The sequence below is a fragment of the Bacteroides sp. RCH18 genome, from assembly GCF_058231005.1.
On record NZ_JBIPTC010000001.1, the window covers coordinates 1042586 to 1062190 of the forward strand.

The window sequence follows — 19605 nt, forward strand, 5'->3', positions numbered from 1 at the left end:
TTCCCTTTGTGAATTACAAAAAATGCATATATTTACCACAGATTTAGTACAAACATAAATTATGGCAAACAATATACTATCCGTTATATGGATTACAGACCAGCATTGGAGTTATTATTATTTACTAATAGGCTTTTTACTCCTGATCATCTGTTTTTTATTTTACAGATTACGACAACTTAAAAAGAATATAGGAAAAGAACAGGATTACTATCATTCTTTATTCGATATACTCGATAATCTCCCTTTCCCTATTATGGTAAAAGATATCCAGGATAGTTTCCGATACTATTACTGGAATAAAGAATCCGAACTGCAATCCGGCATTAAGCGGGAAGAAGCAGTAGGATGCACAGATTATGAAATCTATGGAGAAGAACGAGGCAGAAAATACCGGGATGTAGATGAATCACTTGTACAGGCAGGCAAGGTATACCGTGCAGAAGAAAGCTACAGCACAGTAGACGGAATAGTACATGATACGATTGCCGTAAAATCGATTATCAAATGGAAGGAAAAGAAAAAATGGCTGTTAGTGACCCGATGGGACATCACCCGGCTAAAGACCTACGAACGGGAACTGATCGCCGCTAAAGAAGAACTGGAAAAAGCGCTGAACAAACAAAAGTTAGCCTTGAAGAGCGTTAACTTCGGGCTCATCTATATCGATAAAAACTATCTGGTACAATGGGAAGAAACAACGCAAATTGCCAGCCTCGTGAAAGGAAGGCATTATACACCGGGACAAATCTGTTACAAAACAAGTGCACTCCGGGATACTCCATGCGGACAATGCGCCTTTCAGAAAGCGATTGAACAAGGAAAAATCATACGCCATACCATCCGGATAGATCAGGTAGACTTTGAGGTGACAGCTACTCCGGTTTATAATAATGAAGGAACGGAAATCATCGGTGGTCTGTTGCGCTTCGAAGACATCACCGAAAAGGTAAAAATGGACAAGATGCTACAGGAAGCAAAAGAAAAAGCAGAAGAATCAAACCGTCTGAAATCAGCTTTTCTTGCCAACATGAGTCATGAGATACGTACTCCATTGAATGCGATTATTGGATTCTCTGACATGATTTGCCAAACGGGTGAAGAGGAAGAGAAACAGGAATACATGAAGATAGTGTCCAGTAACAATGAATTATTACTGCAATTGATAGATGATATTCTCGATCTTTCCAAAATCGAAGCCGGAACGATGGAGTTTACCCTTGCCCCTACCGATATCAATGGTCTGATGGAAGGCATTTACAGGCAAATGCAGGAGAAAAACACTTCCCCCGACGTGGCGATCACATTCATGGAGAAAGCGGAAGAATGTATTCTCAACACAGACCGCGTACGTCTTTCGCAAGTAATCATCAACTTCACAAACAATGCGATGAAGTTCACTCCGAAAGGTTCCATTCAAATAGGATACCGGATTGACGAAGCAAAAGATGAAATCTACTTCTATGTAAAAGACACGGGAATCGGGATTCCGGCGGATAAAATAAACGAGGTATTCGAACGTTTCGTCAAGTTGAATACATTCGCAAAAGGTACGGGACTTGGTCTGGCTATCTGCCGGGTGATCGTAGAGCGCTTAGGCGGCACTATCGGAGCAGATTCTAAAGAAGGAGAAGGTTCGTGCTTTTGGTTCAGACTTCCGATAACCCCAAAATCAAATAATTAACTGTAAATGGCTGTACACACTAATTCATGCTTGTACAGTTTTACTCCTTTCTGTTTAGGAATGAACTAAACAGTAGTACACAATAGTAACTCCATTCTCCTCCTTCGGGAAGGAGGAGTGGTCGAAGACCGAGGTGGTAGGAAAAACAATGTTTATACCTATTTCTTTGTAAATGACAGGATTATGTATTCACCTACCACCTCCCCCTACGGGTACTCCTCCTTCCCGAAGGAGGAGAATTGAAGATAGAACCGACTATCATTTAGTTCAAAACAGTGTCAAAAGAAGCGATCAGAGAGCAGCCTCCAATATTTTACGGGCAACGGCTCCTGTCACGTTCTCATTTTCTCCATACTTGGCACCACGCTCGTTAAATCGGCGTTCAATTTCCAAAACGGTTTCTTCACCGATATTTTCTTCATGCAGACGGGTAGTCAAGTCCAATGAACGGAAAAACTCTTCAGTACGATCAATTGCTTCATCAATACGTTCTTCTTTCGTTCCGGAAGTAATTCCCCATACTCTTTCACCGTATTGCACCAACTTGTCTCCTTTCGCTTCCCGAAGGACACGTAAAGTTGCCGGGAGAATAATTACCAGCGTATGCCCATGTGTCAGTCCATGCAATGCAGTGATTTCATGACCGATCATGTGAGTCGCCCAGTCCTGAGACACTCCCATTGCAATAAAGCCATTCAATGCCATTGTTGCAGAAAGCATGAAATCTGCCATAAGCTGATAATCATGCTGGTTCTCACGAATCTTTGGAGCTATTTCTACCAGAGTTTGCAGGATACCTTCCGCCCAACGGTCCATCACACGGCTTTGTCCGGCAACTGTCATGTATTGCTCCATCACATGAACGAATGTATCCGCCAATCCGCACGCCACCTGATGAGGAGGTAGAGTAAAGGTTACTTCCGGATCAAGAATAGAGAACAATGGGAAATTGGAATAAAAAGGATATTTTTCCTTGGTTTCGTGACGGGAGATGACAGCTCCGTTATTCATTTCCGACCCAGTGGCAGGAAGCGTCAATACGGTAGAAAGCGGAACAGTCTTGGTAACCGGACGTCCGGCAAGTACCAAATCCCATGCATCACCGTCGTATAACAAACCCGCGGAAATCAATTTCGTACCATCAATCACAGAACCACCGCCTACAGCCAATAGATAATCGACTTTCTGTTCCTTGCCCAAAGCAATCGCCTTGCGAAGCGTTTCGATGGCCGGATTAGGCTCAATGCCCCAAAACTCTATCGTAAAATGGTCTTTAAGCGCTTCTTTTACCTGATCATACACGCCATTCTTTTTCACGCTGCCTCCGCCAAAAGTTATCATAATACGTTTGTCGGATGGTATTTCTTTGCTCAACCGGGCAATCATTCCATGCCCCATAATCAGCTTTACGGGATTCTGAAAGATAAAATTTTCCATATCTGTCTATTGTTATTATTTTGGTTATTAGTTACTAACCTTGCAAATATACGCCAATTATCTGAAACCTGTCGGAATCAGGCAATGAATTGTTGCAAGGCCGAAGGAACCATAGCGGACAGCCAAGGTTTCATATCTTCAGCTACCAATAACCAATAAAGCAATAATATAATAAAAATGGCAATAGCGATACCTACTAAGACTTTTCTCTGTTTCATAATTGTTTTTCGTTTAAATATTCAATATTTATAAGAACAAATCAGGCAGAAAATTGTTCTATATCAGAAAAATGAAGGGGAAAAAGAAAAAAAGTAAGATTTTGTTTGTTGTTTCAAACAAAGTGTCTATATTTGTCCCCGATAAATAACAAAAGACAATGAGAACAATGTTAGTAAATACATATTGGTGGTGGCGCCCGTTACAACTCCGACAGTCGTAAGGGAGCAGTGCTCGTATGTATATACCTCATTAAAGATATAACAAATTTGAAAGAGCCCTGTCGCAACCTGCGACAGGGCTCTTTTTATTTGCCCGTTTTTGAAAATCGAATAAATAATAATAAATAAAAATAGGATTATGAAAAGTTTTTTAGTTGATCAGGATGGTTATTACGGAGAGTTCGGCGGCGCTTATGTTCCGGAAATTCTCCACAAATGTGTAGAGGAACTGAAGAATACGTACCTCGAAGTGCTCGAAAGCGAAGATTTCAAAAAGGAATTTGACCAGCTGTTGCGCGACTACGTAGGACGCCCTTCTCCACTCTATCTCGCCCGCAGACTTTCTGAAAAGTATGGTTGCAAAATGTATCTGAAACGGGAAGACCTGAACCATACAGGTGCTCACAAAATCAACAATACCATCGGACAGATTCTGCTGGCACGCCGCATGGGCAAGAAACGCATCATCGCCGAAACCGGAGCCGGACAACACGGCGTTGCAACGGCTACCGTATGTGCTTTGATGGATATGGAATGTATCGTCTATATGGGTAAAACGGACGTTGAGCGCCAGCACATCAATGTCGAAAAAATGAAGATGCTGGGAGCTACCGTAATCCCGGTCACTTCCGGCAACATGACACTGAAAGATGCGACCAACGAAGCAATCCGCGACTGGTGCTGTCATCCTGCCGACACTTATTATATCATCGGCTCTACGGTAGGTCCCCATCCTTATCCCGACATGGTGGCACGCCTGCAATCCGTAATCAGCGAAGAAATCAAAAAACAACTTCTGGAGAAAGAAGGACGTGATCACCCTGATTATCTGATAGCCTGCGTAGGTGGAGGAAGCAATGCCGCCGGTACGATTTATCATTATATCAATGACGAACGGGTAGGCATCATTCTGGCAGAAGCAGGAGGAAAAGGAATAGAAACCGGAATGACCGCCGCCACTATACAGCTTGGAAAAATGGGCATTATTCATGGAGCCCGTACTTACGTTATCCAGAACGAAGACGGACAGATTGAAGAACCCTACTCTATCTCCGCCGGACTGGACTATCCGGGAATCGGACCGATACACGCCAATCTTGCCGCTCAAAGACGGGCTACCGTATTGGCTGTCAATGATGACGAAGCAATCCATGCCGCTTATGAACTGACCAAGCTTGAAGGAATCATTCCCGCACTGGAATCTGCCCACGCACTGGGTGCGCTGAAGAAATTGAAGTTCAAACCGGAAGATGTGGTTGTACTGACCGTATCGGGACGTGGCGACAAAGACATTGAAACTTATTTGTCTTTCAATGAAAAGTGATTATCAACATCTAGTTTTGTAGTTTGAATTTAGAAATTATAAAAATGAAAACATTCAGTTATACAGCCCATAGTAAACAGGTACTCGGAGATATGCACACTCCTGTCAGTATCTATCTGAAAGTACGTGATATGTACCCGCAATCTGCATTGATGGAGAGTTCCGATTATCATGCAGGAGAAAATTCCCTTTCGTTCATCGCTCTTTGTCCGCTGGCAAGTATCGGTGTCAATAGCGGAACAGTCACTGCCAGTTATCCCGACAACAGTCGGAAGGAAGAGCCGCTCACCAAATCATTCACCGTAGAAAAAGCGATGAATCAATTCATCAGTCAGTTTCAAGTGACCGGAGAAAATAAGAATGTATGCGGACTTTACGGATATACCACATTCAACGCAGTAAAATACTTCGAACATATTCCGGTGAAAGAAAGTCATGATGAGCAGAATGACGCTCCGGACTTGCTATACATATTATATAAGTATATCATCGTTTTCAATCATTTCAAGAATGAATTGACATTGGTAGAAATGCTGGGCGAAGGTGAAGAAAGCGGTTTGCCGGAACTGGAGGCTGCCATCGAAAACAGAAATTATGCTTCTTATAATTTCTCGGTGACAGGTCCTGTCAGCAGCCCGATCTCCGATGAGGAACATAAAGCGAACGTCCGCAAGGGTATTGCTCATTGTATGCGTGGCGACGTTTTTCAGATTGTCCTTTCCAGAAGATTCGTCCAGCCTTATGCCGGAGATGATTTCAAAGTTTATCGTGCTCTTCGCAGCATCAATCCTTCTCCCTATCTTTTCTATTTCGATTTCGGAGGATACCGCATTTTCGGTTCTTCACCGGAGACTCACTGTAAAATTGAAGACGGACGTGCCTACATCGACCCGATTGCCGGAACAACCCGCCGCACCGGAGATACGGTAAAAGACCGCGAACTGGCGGAAGCACTGCTTGCCGATCCGAAAGAGAATGCGGAGCATGTGATGCTGGTTGATCTGGCAAGAAATGATCTTTCACGTAATTGCCATGATGTACGGGTATTGTTTTATAAGGAACCACAGTATTACAGTCATGTGATTCATCTGGTCAGCCGCGTGAGCGGTCAGTTGAATGAAGGGGCGGATAAGATTAAAACTTTCATCGATACTTTCCCTGCGGGAACGTTGAGCGGAGCACCGAAAGTACGCGCCATGCAGCTGATCAGCGAAATCGAACCTCATAACCGCGGTGCTTATGGCGGCTGTATCGGTTTTATCGGACTTAACGGAGAACTGAATCAGGCAATCACCATCCGTACTTTTGTCAGCCGGAATAACGAATTGTGGTTCCAGGCCGGAGGCGGTATCGTAGCACGTAGTCAGGATGAATACGAACTGCAAGAGGTAAACAATAAATTAGGAGCTCTGAAAAAGGCTATCGATTTAGCTGTTAATTTAAAAAACTAATTGTTCAGAGCAGTCTGCCTGATAAGTCAGAAAAACTATTTGAACAACAATTTTACAATGATAATAAAATGAAAATATTACTTTTAGATAACTATGATTCTTTCACCTACAATTTGCTGCATGCAGTGAAAGAACTGGGAGCTACAGACGTCGAAGTAGTCCGCAACGACCAGATAGACCTTGATGAAGTGGAACGATTTGATAAGATCATACTTTCACCGGGACCGGGAATACCCGAAGAAGCAGGCTTGCTATTGCCCATTATCAAACGATATGCACCGACAAAGAGTATTTTAGGCGTTTGTCTGGGACATCAGGCCATCGGCGAAGCTTTTGGTGCACGACTGGAAAACCTGAAGGAAGTATATCACGGTGTACAGACACCGATCAGCATCCTGCAGAAAGACGTACTTTTCGAGGGACTGGGCAAAGAGATACCTGTCGGGCGCTATCATTCCTGGGTAGTCAGCCGGGAAGGTTTTCCCGGATGCCTGGAGATAACAGCTGAAAGTCAGGAAGGACAAATCATGGCATTACGCCACAAAACCTATGACGTACACGGCATCCAGTTCCATCCCGAATCCGTACTGACTCCGCAAGGAAAAGAAATCATCAAAAACTTCTTAAACGAATAAACTTATGAAACAGATTCTATATAAGCTTTTCGAACACCAATATCTGGGACGCGATGAAGCACGTACTATCCTGCAAAACATCGCACAAGGGAAATATAATGACGTACAGGTAGCATCACTGATTACTGTCTTTCTGATGCGTAATATTTCTGTCGAAGAATTATGCGGATTCCGTGATGCATTATTGGAAATGCGGGTTCCGGTTGATTTGAGCGAGTTTGCTCCGATCGATATTGTCGGTACGGGAGGAGATGGAAAAAACACGTTCAACATTTCTACGGCGGCCTGCTTTACAGTAGCCGGAGCAGGTATTCCAGTAGTAAAACATGGCAATTATGGAGCTACTTCAGTCAGCGGTGCCAGCAATGTGATGGAGCAGCATGGGGTTAAGTTCACAAGTGATGTTGATCAGATGCGGCGCAGCATGGAACAATGTAATATTGCTTATCTGCACGCTCCTTTGTTCAATCCGGCACTGAAGGCAGTTGCCCCGATCCGTAAAGGATTGGCGGTACGTACATTCTTTAATATGCTCGGTCCGTTGGTCAATCCGGTGTTGCCGACTTATCAGCTTTTAGGCGTGTATAATCTTCCGCTTTTGCGCCTTTATACCTATACTTATCAGGAGAGTAAGACTAAATTTGCCGTTGTACATAGTCTGGACGGATATGATGAGATTTCTCTGACGAACGAGTTTAAGGTAGCCACCTGCGGCAATGAGAAGATTTATACTCCGGAAAGTCTCGGATTTGCACGTTATCAGGATGCTGATCTGGATGGTGGACAGACACCGGAAGATGCTGCTAAAATCTTTGATAACATTATGAACAATACGGCTACGGAAGCACAGAAAAACGTGGTTGTTATCAATGCAGCTTTCGCTATTCAAGTAGTTCGTCCGGAAAAAACGATTGAAGAGTGCATCGCCCTCGCTAAAGAATCACTGGAAAGTGGCCGGGCATTGGCTACACTGAAGAAATTCATTGAATTGAATAATAAGTAATAGATAATAAGTTATAAGTAATAGATAATAAGTTATAAGTAATAAATGATGAGTGGTAAATGATGAATATGCGATATCCTTTGCCTTGATTCAAAATTTAAGATTAATGAAAGATATATTATCCGAGATTATAGCTAACAAACGGTTTGAAGTCGATTTGCAAAAGCAGGCTATTTCCATCGAACAATTGCAGGAAGGTATCAATGAAGTTCCGGCTTCCCGTTCTATGAAACAGGCATTGGCTTCTTCCGATTCCGGTATTATAGCCGAATTTAAGCGTCGCTCGCCATCCAAAGGGTGGATCAAACAGGAGGCACGTCCCGAAGAGATTGTTCCGTCATATCTTGCGGCAGGTGCTTCCGCCCTCTCTATTCTCACTGATGAGAAGTTTTTTGGAGGAAGTCTGAAAGATATCCGTACAGCACGTCCCTTGGTCGATGTTCCCATTATAAGAAAAGACTTTATCATTGATGAGTATCAGTTATATCAGGCAAAAATTGTCGGTGCGGATGCCGTGCTTCTTATCGCCGCCGCACTGAAACAGGAAAAATGTCAGGAACTGGCAGAGCAGGCGCATGAACTGGGACTGGAAGTATTACTTGAAATCCATAGTGCGGAAGAGTTACCTTATATTAATAGCAAAATTGATATGATTGGGATTAATAATCGCAATCTGGGTACTTTCTTCACAGATGTAGAAAACTCTTTCCGACTGGCAGGACAACTTCCACAAGATGCGATATTAGTATCGGAGAGTGGCATTTCCGATCCGGAAGTGGTAAAACGTCTTCGGACCGCCGGATTCCGGGGATTCCTCATCGGAGAGACATTTATGAAAACTCCGCAACCGGGAGAAACGCTGCAGAACTTTCTGAAAGCCATCCAATAAATATATGAACTTCCAAAAACGGACAGCCCTATGATCAACGGAAAAATCATCAAAGTATGCGGTATGCGTGAAGCCCAAAATATACGGGATGTGGAGTCACTACAAAGAGTGGATATGATGGGATTTATCTTCTATCCCAAATCTCCCCGTTATATCTACGAACTTCCCGCTTACCTACCCGTTCATGCCCGCCGTGTCGGAGTTTTTGTAAATGAAGACAAAGATGTAATCACGATGTACGCCGACCGTTTCGGACTGGAATATATCCAGCTCCACGGCAAAGAATCACCGGAATACTGTCAGTCATTGCGCACCTCCGGCCTGAAAATCATCAAAGCTTTTTCTGTAGCTCGTCCGAAAGATTTGAATCACGTAAGCGAGTATGACAAAACTTGCAATCTTTTCCTGTTTGATACGAAATGTGAGCAGTATGGTGGCTCAGGAAACCAATTCGACTGGAACATTCTGCATACCTATAACGGACAGGTTCCATTCCTATTGAGTGGCGGAATCAACTCACACAGTGCCAATGCATTGAAAGCATTCGACCATCCCCGTCTGGCAGGCTACGACCTGAACAGCCGTTTCGAACTGAAGCCCGGGGAAAAAGATCCGGAACGAATCCGGATATTTCTAAATGAACTAAAGTCATAAAATTAAATTCTCAAAATCATGAACAGAATTAATCAACTCTTTAATAGCAACAAGAAAGACATCCTTTCTATTTATTTTTGTGCAGGTGATCCTACCCTTGATGGAACAGTCAATGTCATCCGTACTCTCGAAAAACATGGCGTCAGCATGATCGAAGTCGGCATTCCATTCAGTGACCCTATGGCAGACGGCATCGTTATCCAGAATGCCGCCACTCAGGCATTACGCAACGGAATGTCATTGAAAATCCTTTTCGAACAATTACGAAACATTCGCCAGGAAGTAAGTATTCCATTGGTATTTATGGGATACTTAAACCCTATTATGCAGTTCGGATTTGAAAACTTCTGCCGCAAATGCGTGGAATGCGGAATAGATGGCGTTATCATCCCCGACTTACCTTTCAGAGATTATCAGGATCACTACCGTATCATTGCCGAACGTTATGGAATCAAAGTAATCATGCTCATCACCCCGGAGACCAGCGAAGAGCGGGTACGTGAGATCGATGCACATACAGACGGATTCATCTATATGGTTTCATCCGCAGCAACTACAGGCGCACAACAAGACTTTAATGAACAGAAACGTGCCTATTTCAAAAAGATCGAAGATATGAATCTGCGCAACCCGCTAATGGTTGGTTTTGGTATCTCCAACAAAGCTACTTTTCAAGCAGCTTGCGAACATGCTTCCGGAGCTATCATCGGTAGCCGCTTTGTCACTCTGCTTGAAGAAGAAAAAGATCCGGAAAAAGCCATTCTAAAACTGAAAGATGCGCTTAAATAGACATAGGAAATAGTCAGACAAATGGTAGCTAAAATAGCCGGGTAGTATCGTTTTGCTTTGCATAACCATTCTTTCCAAACAATTTTAGCTACTTGACTATTTTTACAACTCACTTGATTTTTTCTTTTAATCCATCGTATAATTCCGCATAAATATTCAGATTTATAACATTTCACTGCAAACTACGAACAAATTCATCATTTACTATTCATAATTCGCAATTAATCTATATCTTTGTCAGCGTTTTAACAGAAATTCATCAATTATGAGAGTAGAGACCCCTTCCGTTTTGTTAATTTACACGGGTGGAACTATCGGAATGATAGAAAATCCGGAGACAGGTGCCTTAGAAAACTTTAATTTCGACCATTTGCTCAAGCACGTTCCTGAGCTGAAAAGATTCAACTATCGCATTTCCTCCTATCAATTCGATCCTCCTCTCGACTCCTCGGATATGGAACCTGCTTACTGGGCAAAACTTGTAAAGATCATCAACTATAATTACGACTATTTCGATGGCTTTGTAATTTTGCATGGAACGGATACAATGGCCTATACGGCTTCTGCCCTAAGTTTTATGCTCGAAAATCTGAGTAAGCCTGTTATTCTGACCGGTTCTCAATTGCCAATCGGAACGCTGCGTACGGACGGAAAAGAAAATCTGATCACTGCAATCGAGATTGCTGCTGCCAAGAATCCGGACGGTACAGCTATTGTCCCCGAAGTATGTATTTTCTTTGAAAATCACTTGATGCGGGGTAATCGTACCACAAAAATCAATGCTGAGAACTTTAATGCCTTCCGGTCTTTCAATTACCCGCCATTGGCACGCGTAGGCATCCATATTAAATACGAGCCCAACCTTATTCGCAAACCGGACCCGGACAAACCACTAAAGCCACACTATCTGTTTGATACGAATGTGGTAATATTAACTCTTTTTCCCGGCATCCAGGAGGAGATCATTCATTCACTACTCCATGTCCCCGGATTGAAAGCGGTCGTCATGAAAACATTCGGATCAGGAAATGCACCGCAAAAAGAATGGTTCATCCGGGAATTAAAAGAGGCTACTGATCGTGGAATTATCATTGTTAACATCACACAATGTGCTTCCGGAGCAGTAGAAATGGGACGTTACGAGACCGGAATGCATCTACTCGAAGCAGGTGTTATCAGTGGATATGACAGTACTCCCGAATGTGCTGTAACTAAACTGATGTTTTTGCTGGGACACGGACTATCTAATAAAGACATCCGATACAAAATGAACTCTTGTTTAATAGGGGAAATTACCAAACCCTAAAAAAGTAAATCTCTATAGTAATCTCCTGATTTTCATTCTATAATATTTCTGCAAAAGAAAAAATCAGGAGATTTTTCTTTCGTTTTTCATATAAAGCGAACCAAAACGGAATTATCGTTGCTTTTTACACAAGAAATATCAATAAATACATCTTTAATCCAAAATATACAACTATCTTTGCAGCAAACAAAAAAACAATCAAACAATAGACATTATGATGAAAAAAACAATTCTGCTTACATCTATTATTGCGATAGCAATAGTAAGCATGTTATCCAGTTGCGTAAATTCCGAGAAGGATCTATATGATCCGTCTTATCAGACAGCCAATCCAATGGGAGACGGTTTTGCTGCACCGGATGGATTTGACTGGAATATGACTACAACTAGTATTCTAAACATAGAAATTGATGATGAACTTTACAACCAAATAGAAATATTGGACGCAAATCCATTTTCAACGTCTGATTACCATATACTTGCCAAAGGAGTTGCCAAGAAAGGTCAAGCTTTTTCACAAGAAATAAATTATACAGAAGGAACTAATTACCTATATATTCGTAAGACAGACTCTAGAAGCAGAGTGTCTATTAGTACATGGGATGTATCTAAAAATAAAGAATTTGTAGGTTCAAGGACTACAAGAGTTGCAAAAGCGACCACCGGAAGCTATAATATTCCAGAAAAATATCCCGAAGAAACTTATGATACCACAGGAGCTATTGAACTTACAGGTAATACTAATTGGAATCAATCAAATCATCATTTGGAAGCAGGCAAAAGCTATATCATAAAAAACAAATTTAATGGTGAAATCAACCATACCAGTGGATATTTGAATGGCGGAAGATTTACCATATTTGTAGAAGGTGAATGGACACCCTCGCAAAACCAAATACAAAGTGCAGATATTATTATTTTGAAGGGTGGAAAAATCAACACCGATTCATTCACGAGTTTTCTTATTGCTGACAACTCAATATTAACGATTCAATCAGGCGGAAGTCTTATTGGCAATAACATCAATCTTGCTGCCATAGGAGTATTACTGAAAAATTTTGGAACAATTAATGTCAATAGTATGAAGGACTTGAATACGACGTCTATTTTATACAATGCTCCTAAAGCCACAATTAATGTTACAGGAAAATCTGTTGCTTCTTGGGAACAGTCCGTATTTACCAAAGGAGCTATTTATAACTTTGGAGAATTGACTATTCAAGAAGGTGCATTAAAGTTTAATTCTCAAGATGCAACATGCTATTTTTATAATGGAACTGAAGCAACAATTAATACTCCAACTTTCATTATAGGTGGGATTGGTGTAAATGATGGAACTGTTAATGCTCAAAAAATAAGTAATGATAATGGCGGTAACCCTACTTTTACTAATAATTGCAGTCTTTATGCCCAAAATTCTTTCGAATTCGGAGGAACAAGCGGAACTATCATAATGAATAAAGGTATATTGGCTGGTGGCGTAGAAAATGGTACTTTTATAGCTATTCCATCTTTTAAATGCGGTAATAGCGGAAGCACTTTTGAACTGAATAATGGTTCTATGATAAAAGCAGAGATAATGGATATTCCTAATGTCACTTTTAAAGCTGCCGGAACCCGTTCATTAATAAAATCCACAAAAAGCATATCTACTGGTTGGACAACTAAGTTCAATGGTAATTTGGATATTGAATGCCCGGAAGGGGAATTCGCCAAAGGGGTACCTGCCAATAATCCTAATTACATTATGGAAAATTCAGTAGAATTATATATCCCGAATGGTTCCAAAACAATCATTACTTCATGTGGTGAAATTTCAGAAATACCTGACCCTACCCCTGACCCGGAAGATCCTGAATTCCCTATTGAAGTGGAAGACAACAAAGATTATACTTACCTCTTCGAAGACCAATGGCCACTATATGGAGATTATGATATGAATGATATCGTTCTGACCATTCAGAAAAGGAAAATATATACTAATAAAGAGAATAAAGTAACAAAATTCGAGTTAAGTATTGACTTATCCGCAGCCGGAGCAACCAAAAGCATCGGAGCAGCTATTATGCTGGACAATGTACCCGCCAATGCCATTACACAGTCAGTTGAATTCAGTGACAATACTCTTGCCAAGAATTTCAATCTAAATAATAACAATATCGAAAGTGGTCAGGATTATGCTGTGATTCCTCTGTTTGATGATGCTCATAAAGTATTGGGAAGAGATCGGTATGAGCAGATTAATACTGTCTCAGACTATGCAGGCAATACCAAACCTAAGAATATCAGTTTCTCCATTACCTTCAATAATCCGACAATATCAGCAGATGCTTTTAATGTCAACAATTTGAATGTCTTTATCATCGTAGACGGCAACAGAAACCCACGTAAGGAAATACATGTTGCAGGCTATCAACCAACCAAACTCGCAAACACCGATCTGTTTGGCGGAAACAACGATAACAGTCATCATGGCAGCAAAAAATATTATATCAGTAAAGAGAATCTGGCATGGGGTATCATGGTTCCTTCCAATTTCAAATGGCCTTTAGAGTATGTAAATATCAAAACTGCTTATTCACAATTCAGCGACTGGGTAACGAGCGGTGGTACAGAAAATGAAAAATGGTGGAATGATTTTGATGTAAACAAGGTATTCCAAACAAATAAAAACTAATCTCCCTTATCAACACGGATTTCATTCTTTTTATGAAATCCGTGTTTTTTTCCTCACTAAATGTATCAGATATATTCTATTAATAAATAAAAATAATAACCTCCATGAATTTTACTTCTGCTAATTGGAAATTTATTCTAAAATTATATATATATTTGCACGAAGTGAAACAAAGACAAGAGATTCAATTTAATCTATATAAATCAAGTAGCAAAGCAAGCGATAGAAAGGTTCTATTTGTATGAAAAAAAAGATACTATTAGTTGACGATAAAGCGACTATTGGAAAAGTTGCAAGTATATATCTAGGTAAGGATTACGATGTTATGTATTTGGAAAATCCTATTAAAGCAATAGATTGGCTTAATGAAGGTAATGTACCCGATCTCATTATTTCCGATATCCGTATGCCGCTAATGAGAGGAGATGAATTCCTCAGATACATGAAAGCCAATGAGTTATTCAAGTCAATTCCCATCGTTATGCTGTCCAGCGAAGAAAGTACCACGGAAAGGATCAAATTACTGGAAGAAGGAGCAGAAGACTATATTCTGAAGCCATTCAATCCTTTGGAACTAAAAATCCGAATCAAAAAGATTATCGACTAATACAGCCTTTAAATGCAATATTTTGTTTACATAGGCAGACACAACAAAACAATAGAACTGTTTTCGAAATTAAGTACCGGAGTATTCTATGCAGCACCAAACTGCTATAAGGCAACTAAAGTGCTAGACAAGATACGAGAAAAATACGATGCAGCTTTATTTATTGAGCAGGTAGAACTATCAAAAGATATCGCCGATATTCGCTCTATACGAAAAATGTATCCAGGGCTTTATATGGTACTAGTTATAGATTCCATTACTAAGGAAGAAGCTACAGAATACTTGAAGGCAGGAGTTAATAACACGATTAAGTATGAAACCAACAGTGAAGTACTGAAAGATCTGTCAACTTTTCTCACACGTAGAAAAGAACAAAAAATAGAAGCGCTGCAACTCAAAACACAGAATTTAAATGCCTTTCGCTTGCCTTCGTGGAAAAGAATCTTCGATATATTCTTTTCCGGAATAGCATTACTTTTCCTTTCTCCTCTTTTAATAGCAACTTCTATAGCCATTCGCCTGGAGAGCAAAGGGCCGATTATCTATAAATCCAAACGTGTAGGAAGCAATTATCAGATATTTGATTTTCTCAAATTCCGTTCGATGTATACCGATGCCGATAAACATCTGAAGGATTTTAATGCTCTCAACCAATACCAACAGGAAGAACAAGAGGAAGAAGATATATGGGGAGAAGAATCCAGCATCTCTGAAGAAGCAGACGAAGAAGAAATTCTTCTGATATCCGACGATTTTGTAATTTCGGAAGAAGACTATATTCACAAGAAATCAAAAGAGAAAAGTAATGCTTTCGTAAAACTGGAGAATGACCCCAGAATCACAAAGATAGGACGTTTTATCCGCAAATACAGCATTGATGAATTACCACAGCTTATCAATATCCTCAAAGGAGATATGTCTATAGTAGGCAATCGTCCCCTCCCACTCTATGAGGCAGAGTTACTGACCAGCGATGAACATATCGACCGTTTTATGGGACCAGCCGGACTTACCGGACTGTGGCAGGTTGAAAAAAGAGGTGAAGCGGGTAAACTCTCCGCAGAAGAACGCAAGCAACTGGATATCCAATATGCAAAAAACTTCTCTTTCGGACTGGACATAAAAATCATTCTGAAAACAGTTACTGCATTCGTTCAAAAAGAGAACGTATAACTCTTTCACTGCAGAATGGACAACTTTATCTACATAGCAGACGATTTCTTCTTTTTGTGTATAGGGCTTTTGCTCCTATACCTTTTCATATTGGCTGTTGCCTCACATTTCAAACATTCCAATTATCCCAAAGCCAGAAAACAATATCAGTGTGCCATATTAGTTCCTGACGGAAGCCTCCTTCCTTTCATGCATCAACAAGAATCATATGAATTCATCACATATAAAGATCTGCTGGAAGCAATTGATTCATTAGATAAAGAACGATACGAATTAGTCATCCTTCTTTCTGATAAAGCCAGTGCTTTATCACCCCATTTTCTGGAAAAGATTCATAATGCCTACGATGCCGGAATACAGGCAATGCAGTTACACACGATCATTAATAATCGTAAGGGAGTACGGAATCGTCTCCATGCTCTATCCGAAGAAATCAATAACAGTCTTTTCCGATCGGGGAATACTCAGATCGGCTTTTCTTCAAGTCTTTTCGGAACCAATATGGCTTTCGACTTAGAATGGCTACAGAAGAATCAAAGAACTGCCAAAACAAATCTCGAACGGAAGTTATTTAAACAGAATATATATATTGAATATCTGCCGGATGTGATTGTACATTGTGACTCAGCCCCTGTTTATCCCTATCACAGGCGCATACGGAAGACCCTCTCTTATCTATTGCCGTCTTTATTAGAAGGCAACTGGAATTTCTGCAACCGTATAGCCCAGCAGCTGATACCTTCTCCGATGAAATTATGTACCTTCGTCAGTATCTGGACTTTATTGATAACAGGATACCACTGGACCTCGTCACTCAAATGGTGGATATTGCTTTTAGGATTGGCAATCACATACAGTCTGGCAATACCGGATTATTTAGTAGAAGATAAAAAGAAACAAAAACATTCAATATGGAGAAAAGGACACTGAAACAGCGAATCAAACAGAATCCGGCTTTGAAACAAGCCGTACATCGTTTTATTATGCATCCCGTAAAGACACGTCCCAACTGGTGGATACGCCTTTTCTATTTTGTATATCTGAAACGTGGAAAAGGTTCCGTAATTTATCGCAGTGTCCGCAAAGACCTTCCTCCTTTTAATCAGTTCTCGCTAGGGCGCTATTCGGTAGTAGAAGACTTTTCCTGCCTTAATAATGCGGTAGGAGATTTAATCATTGGAGATTATACCCGCATCGGATTAGGAAATACCATTATCGGTCCGGTTCGTATAGGGAATCATGTGAATCTTGCACAGAATGTAACAGTCACAGGACTTAATCATAACTATCAAGATGCGGAGAAATCAATCGACGAACAAGGAGTAAGTACACAGCCTGTCACTATTGAGGATGATGTATGGGTAGGTGCAAACTCCGTCATACTGCCGGGAGTAACTTTAGGGAAACATTGTGTAGTGGCTGCCGGAAGCGTTGTCAGCCGTTCCATCCCGGCATACTCTATTTGTGCCGGTTGCCCTGCCAAAGTGATCAAATCATATGATTTCGCAACGAAAGAGTGGAAAAAAGTAAAATGATATCCACCACTAATCATTAATAGTGAGAACAGCTACGCAATATACCTTATAAAGGGGATTGTGACAGATACAGAAACGCACTATCTTTGCAGTATCAGAATTGAATTAATTAGTCATAATTTTATTACGTAGCCACATTTAAGTAAAAATGAAATAGAGTCCCGCCGAAGCGATTTCGTCGGGATTTTGTTTTATACCAATCCCGGCCATTAGCAATCCCGGTATTTATATACCTTTCAGCTCCCCTGCGTCTATAAACAAAAAACGAGTCAATTCCTAGAAGGGAACCACTCGCCGCAGCATCAGAAAAGCCAGGAAGGCTTTTCTTTTATTACCTCAATTCCTGAAAACTAATCTTCTTTTTACCTTTTAAACTTCTTACCTATTGTTATCCTTTTTACCTTTTACCAAAAAATGTCCTATTGAATACTAAAAAATTTAATACCTTAATTATTTAAATCTAATACCTTAATAATCTTTTCTTTTACCTTTTAAACTAATAGCAATTTCTCAATTGCACTGCAAAGGTACAAAAAGATTCCGTGTTCGCAAACGGTTTCAGATTTTATAACATTCTTTGAAGGTTATAAATCTTTCACATCATTGAGCGTAACAAGCTTATTTACAATCGCATAAATAGTCAGACCAGCCGCGCTGTGTATCTGTAGCTTCTTGCTGATATTCCTTCGGTGAGTAATGACAGTATGGATAGATAAGAAAAGATTCTCTGCAATCTCTTTATTCGTCATACCTTTCACCACACAGATCACTATCTCTTTCTCCCGTTGGCTAAGCGTTTCCTGATTGTCAAGCTCCTCCTCTTCCGAAGCTAGATTTAGCAGACCATGAATCTTTTTAGAAAGAATATCCAAATCATCAAAGATAGAAATCGACTCATCATATTTAGTCAGCAAAGAGGCATCTACAAAAGAGGTAACCAAAGCAATCAAACGTATTTTCTTACCAGCAGTTTCTTCCCGGAACTTATTTACATCAAAGTAGTCACCAAAAGTAGGATTTACAATCAGCATTTCCGGATATTGCGTACGCAGGCAATCACTCAGAGCCTCCACTGAAAGTAATTCTATAGGTTGCACCTTCACATTAGGAAGACGCTTCAATGCAGCGGTCAGCCCACCCCGGATAATCACTGAGGTTTCGGCGATCGCAATTCGAATGGCTTCGTTATTTTTCATTTTCCCTAATCCTCCTTTCCAGCTTCAGAATGGCAGGAACAAAAATATAGTCTTCAACCTTGCAGTGAGATTCCAAGCCGGCCTCACAGGCGTATATATCGAAAAGAGCCGCATTCAACAGATTCTCATTGGCTTTGGCAGGACAATATTTAATGATGATATTTTTCAATTCTGTCAGCTTCTCTCCCACCTGGTCGTGATGTTTGGAGAATGTGCTAATCTGATAATTCCGGGGAGCATTGCCATTTATCAGCGCATCCACATACTTGAATACCGTTTTCTCCTCATAATCCATATGCTTACGTACCTCTCGTGTATATTCATCAAAGAACTTGAGAATCAGAAAGGCTACATCATCCTGCGAACAGTCAATCGCTTCAATCAGTTTACGACGAATGGCAGGAAGAGAAAAGTCCAGGAAGTAAATATGGGCTTGCCGCAGATAATCGATTAGTGCAGGTATAGAAATATCCTCACTGCTTCCATCCATCCGTGAGAAACCTTCAGACATAAAGTTGACTACAATCAGAAAAGTCCTGCAATCTACTCCATTAAGCTCGCAAACTTCTTTCACTGTTTTGTCGCCAAATCCCAACGAAAGGCCGAAACGGCTCATCACTTGTAACAAGGAATAGTTATCACTGATGAGATCAATCATCTTATCAGTTGGTTTGTATTTTTGCAAATTATCCATTTACACCTATTTATATTAGAGACTGCAAAGAAACGGAATATTTCGAGGATATGCAATCACCACAAATAGGTATTTTCGCTATTCACAGTTTCCCCAATACTAATTACTTGTTAC

At 40.7% G+C, this 19605-nt stretch carries 18 protein-coding genes; 14 read left to right on the forward strand and 4 right to left on the reverse strand.

Going from position 1 to position 19605, the window contains the following annotated elements:
* Positions 1-61 precede the first annotated feature (61 nt).
* Positions 62-1684, forward strand: a complete 1623-nt coding sequence (locus ACHLI0_RS04070; protein ID WP_490748509.1) for a sensor histidine kinase — start codon at positions 62-64, stop codon at positions 1682-1684.
* A 291-nt stretch (positions 1685-1975) separates the two neighbouring features.
* On the opposite strand, the gene ACHLI0_RS04075 is transcribed toward ACHLI0_RS04070, so the two are convergent.
* Both ACHLI0_RS04075 and ACHLI0_RS04080 read right to left on the reverse strand, forming a co-directional pair.
* Positions 1976-3121, reverse strand: a complete 1146-nt coding sequence (locus ACHLI0_RS04075) for an iron-containing alcohol dehydrogenase (protein WP_490748510.1) — start codon at positions 3119-3121, stop codon at positions 1976-1978.
* A 77-nt stretch (positions 3122-3198) separates the two neighbouring features.
* Complete coding sequence (locus ACHLI0_RS04080) at positions 3199-3339, reverse strand: hypothetical protein (protein WP_008765050.1); 141 nt, start codon at positions 3337-3339, stop codon at positions 3199-3201.
* A gap of 358 nt (positions 3340-3697) precedes the next feature.
* Here ACHLI0_RS04080 and trpB point away from each other — a divergent pair, with 358 nt between their 5' ends.
* The 13 genes from trpB (at position 3698) to ACHLI0_RS04145 (ending at position 17601) form a co-directional block, all read left to right on the forward strand.
* Complete coding sequence (gene trpB, locus ACHLI0_RS04085; RefSeq protein ID WP_132059840.1) at positions 3698-4882, forward strand: tryptophan synthase subunit beta; 1185 nt, start codon at positions 3698-3700, stop codon at positions 4880-4882.
* Positions 4883-4926: 44 nt separating this feature from the next.
* A complete protein-coding gene (locus ACHLI0_RS04090; protein ID WP_490748511.1) occupies positions 4927-6333 on the forward strand; it encodes an anthranilate synthase component I family protein in 1407 nt (468 codons plus the stop codon).
* Between the two features lie 68 nt (positions 6334-6401).
* Positions 6402-6968, forward strand: coding sequence for an anthranilate synthase component II (locus tag ACHLI0_RS04095; protein ID WP_195211386.1), 567 nt, complete (start codon positions 6402-6404; stop codon positions 6966-6968).
* Between the two features lie 4 nt (positions 6969-6972).
* A complete protein-coding gene (gene trpD, locus ACHLI0_RS04100) occupies positions 6973-7971 on the forward strand; it encodes an anthranilate phosphoribosyltransferase (RefSeq protein ID WP_490748512.1) in 999 nt (332 codons plus the stop codon).
* A gap of 106 nt (positions 7972-8077) precedes the next feature.
* On the forward strand, positions 8078-8860 hold the full coding sequence (trpC, locus tag ACHLI0_RS04105; RefSeq protein ID WP_490748513.1) for an indole-3-glycerol phosphate synthase TrpC: 783 nt from the start codon (positions 8078-8080) through the stop codon (positions 8858-8860).
* Positions 8861-8890: 30 nt separating this feature from the next.
* Entirely contained in the window at positions 8891-9514 is a 624-nt protein-coding gene (locus ACHLI0_RS04110; RefSeq protein WP_490748514.1) for a phosphoribosylanthranilate isomerase, read from the forward strand.
* Between the two features lie 18 nt (positions 9515-9532).
* The gene (trpA, locus tag ACHLI0_RS04115; protein ID WP_258972990.1) at positions 9533-10303 is read left to right on the forward strand and encodes a tryptophan synthase subunit alpha; all 771 of its coding nucleotides are present in this window, start codon (positions 9533-9535) and stop codon (positions 10301-10303) included.
* Positions 10304-10568: 265 nt separating this feature from the next.
* A complete protein-coding gene (locus tag ACHLI0_RS04120; RefSeq protein ID WP_008765045.1) occupies positions 10569-11609 on the forward strand; it encodes an asparaginase in 1041 nt (346 codons plus the stop codon).
* A gap of 214 nt (positions 11610-11823) precedes the next feature.
* Positions 11824-14286: an LruC domain-containing protein gene (locus tag ACHLI0_RS04125; protein WP_490748515.1), complete on the forward strand. Its 2463-nt coding sequence runs from the start codon at positions 11824-11826 to the stop codon at positions 14284-14286.
* Between the two features lie 241 nt (positions 14287-14527).
* Positions 14528-14893 carry a response regulator gene (locus tag ACHLI0_RS04130; RefSeq protein ID WP_008763087.1) on the forward strand — a complete coding sequence of 122 codons (366 nt, stop codon included), beginning with the start codon at positions 14528-14530 and terminating at the stop codon, positions 14891-14893.
* Positions 14894-14905: 12 nt separating this feature from the next.
* On the forward strand, positions 14906-16066 hold the full coding sequence (locus tag ACHLI0_RS04135; RefSeq protein WP_234118150.1) for a sugar transferase: 1161 nt from the start codon (positions 14906-14908) through the stop codon (positions 16064-16066).
* Positions 16067-16081: 15 nt separating this feature from the next.
* Complete coding sequence (locus ACHLI0_RS04140; protein ID WP_490748516.1) at positions 16082-16996, forward strand: glycosyltransferase family 2 protein; 915 nt, start codon at positions 16082-16084, stop codon at positions 16994-16996.
* Positions 16978-17601, forward strand: coding sequence for an acyltransferase (locus ACHLI0_RS04145; RefSeq protein ID WP_490748517.1), 624 nt, complete (start codon positions 16978-16980; stop codon positions 17599-17601). The genes ACHLI0_RS04140 and ACHLI0_RS04145 overlap by 19 nt, the downstream gene beginning before the upstream one ends.
* Before the next feature lie 584 nt (positions 17602-18185).
* Here ACHLI0_RS04145 and ACHLI0_RS04150 read toward each other — a convergent pair.
* Together ACHLI0_RS04150 and ACHLI0_RS04155 are read right to left on the reverse strand one after the other, a co-directional pair.
* Positions 18186-18797 (reverse strand): response regulator transcription factor, encoded by a 612-nt coding sequence (locus ACHLI0_RS04150; RefSeq protein WP_234118154.1) that lies wholly within the window; start codon positions 18795-18797, stop codon positions 18186-18188.
* Positions 18787-19491, reverse strand: coding sequence for a hemerythrin domain-containing protein (locus ACHLI0_RS04155; RefSeq protein ID WP_008763082.1), 705 nt, complete (start codon positions 19489-19491; stop codon positions 18787-18789). The genes ACHLI0_RS04150 and ACHLI0_RS04155 overlap by 11 nt, the downstream gene beginning before the upstream one ends.
* Positions 19492-19605: the final 114 nt, after the last annotated feature.

Bases quoted from the DNA above. Each gene is read 5' to 3' on its own strand.
- ACHLI0_RS04110 (WP_490748514.1), top strand. From the start codon at position 8,891: ATGATCAACGGAAAAATCATCAAAGTATGCGGTATGCGTGAAGCCCAA.
- ACHLI0_RS04090 (WP_490748511.1), top strand. From the start codon at position 4,927: ATGAAAACATTCAGTTATACAGCCCATAGTAAACAGGTACTCGGAGAT.
- ACHLI0_RS04140 (WP_490748516.1), top strand. From the start codon at position 16,082: ATGGACAACTTTATCTACATAGCAGACGATTTCTTCTTTTTGTGTATA.
- ACHLI0_RS04095 (WP_195211386.1), top strand. From the start codon at position 6,402: ATGAAAATATTACTTTTAGATAACTATGATTCTTTCACCTACAATTTG.
- ACHLI0_RS04150 (WP_234118154.1), bottom strand. From the start codon at position 18,797: ATGAAAAATAACGAAGCCATTCGAATTGCGATCGCCGAAACCTCAGTG.
- trpA (WP_258972990.1), top strand. From the start codon at position 9,533: ATGAACAGAATTAATCAACTCTTTAATAGCAACAAGAAAGACATCCTT.
- ACHLI0_RS04135 (WP_234118150.1), top strand. From the start codon at position 14,906: ATGCAATATTTTGTTTACATAGGCAGACACAACAAAACAATAGAACTG.
- ACHLI0_RS04130 (WP_008763087.1), top strand. From the start codon at position 14,528: ATGAAAAAAAAGATACTATTAGTTGACGATAAAGCGACTATTGGAAAA.
- ACHLI0_RS04120 (WP_008765045.1), top strand. From the start codon at position 10,569: ATGAGAGTAGAGACCCCTTCCGTTTTGTTAATTTACACGGGTGGAACT.
- ACHLI0_RS04070 (WP_490748509.1), top strand. From the start codon at position 62: ATGGCAAACAATATACTATCCGTTATATGGATTACAGACCAGCATTGG.
- trpC (WP_490748513.1), top strand. From the start codon at position 8,078: ATGAAAGATATATTATCCGAGATTATAGCTAACAAACGGTTTGAAGTC.
- ACHLI0_RS04145 (WP_490748517.1), top strand. From the start codon at position 16,978: ATGGAGAAAAGGACACTGAAACAGCGAATCAAACAGAATCCGGCTTTG.
- ACHLI0_RS04125 (WP_490748515.1), top strand. From the start codon at position 11,824: ATGATGAAAAAAACAATTCTGCTTACATCTATTATTGCGATAGCAATA.
- trpD (WP_490748512.1), top strand. From the start codon at position 6,973: ATGAAACAGATTCTATATAAGCTTTTCGAACACCAATATCTGGGACGC.
- ACHLI0_RS04080 (WP_008765050.1), bottom strand. From the start codon at position 3,339: ATGAAACAGAGAAAAGTCTTAGTAGGTATCGCTATTGCCATTTTTATT.
- ACHLI0_RS04075 (WP_490748510.1), bottom strand. From the start codon at position 3,121: ATGGAAAATTTTATCTTTCAGAATCCCGTAAAGCTGATTATGGGGCAT.
- trpB (WP_132059840.1), top strand. From the start codon at position 3,698: ATGAAAAGTTTTTTAGTTGATCAGGATGGTTATTACGGAGAGTTCGGC.
- ACHLI0_RS04155 (WP_008763082.1), bottom strand. From the start codon at position 19,491: ATGGATAATTTGCAAAAATACAAACCAACTGATAAGATGATTGATCTC.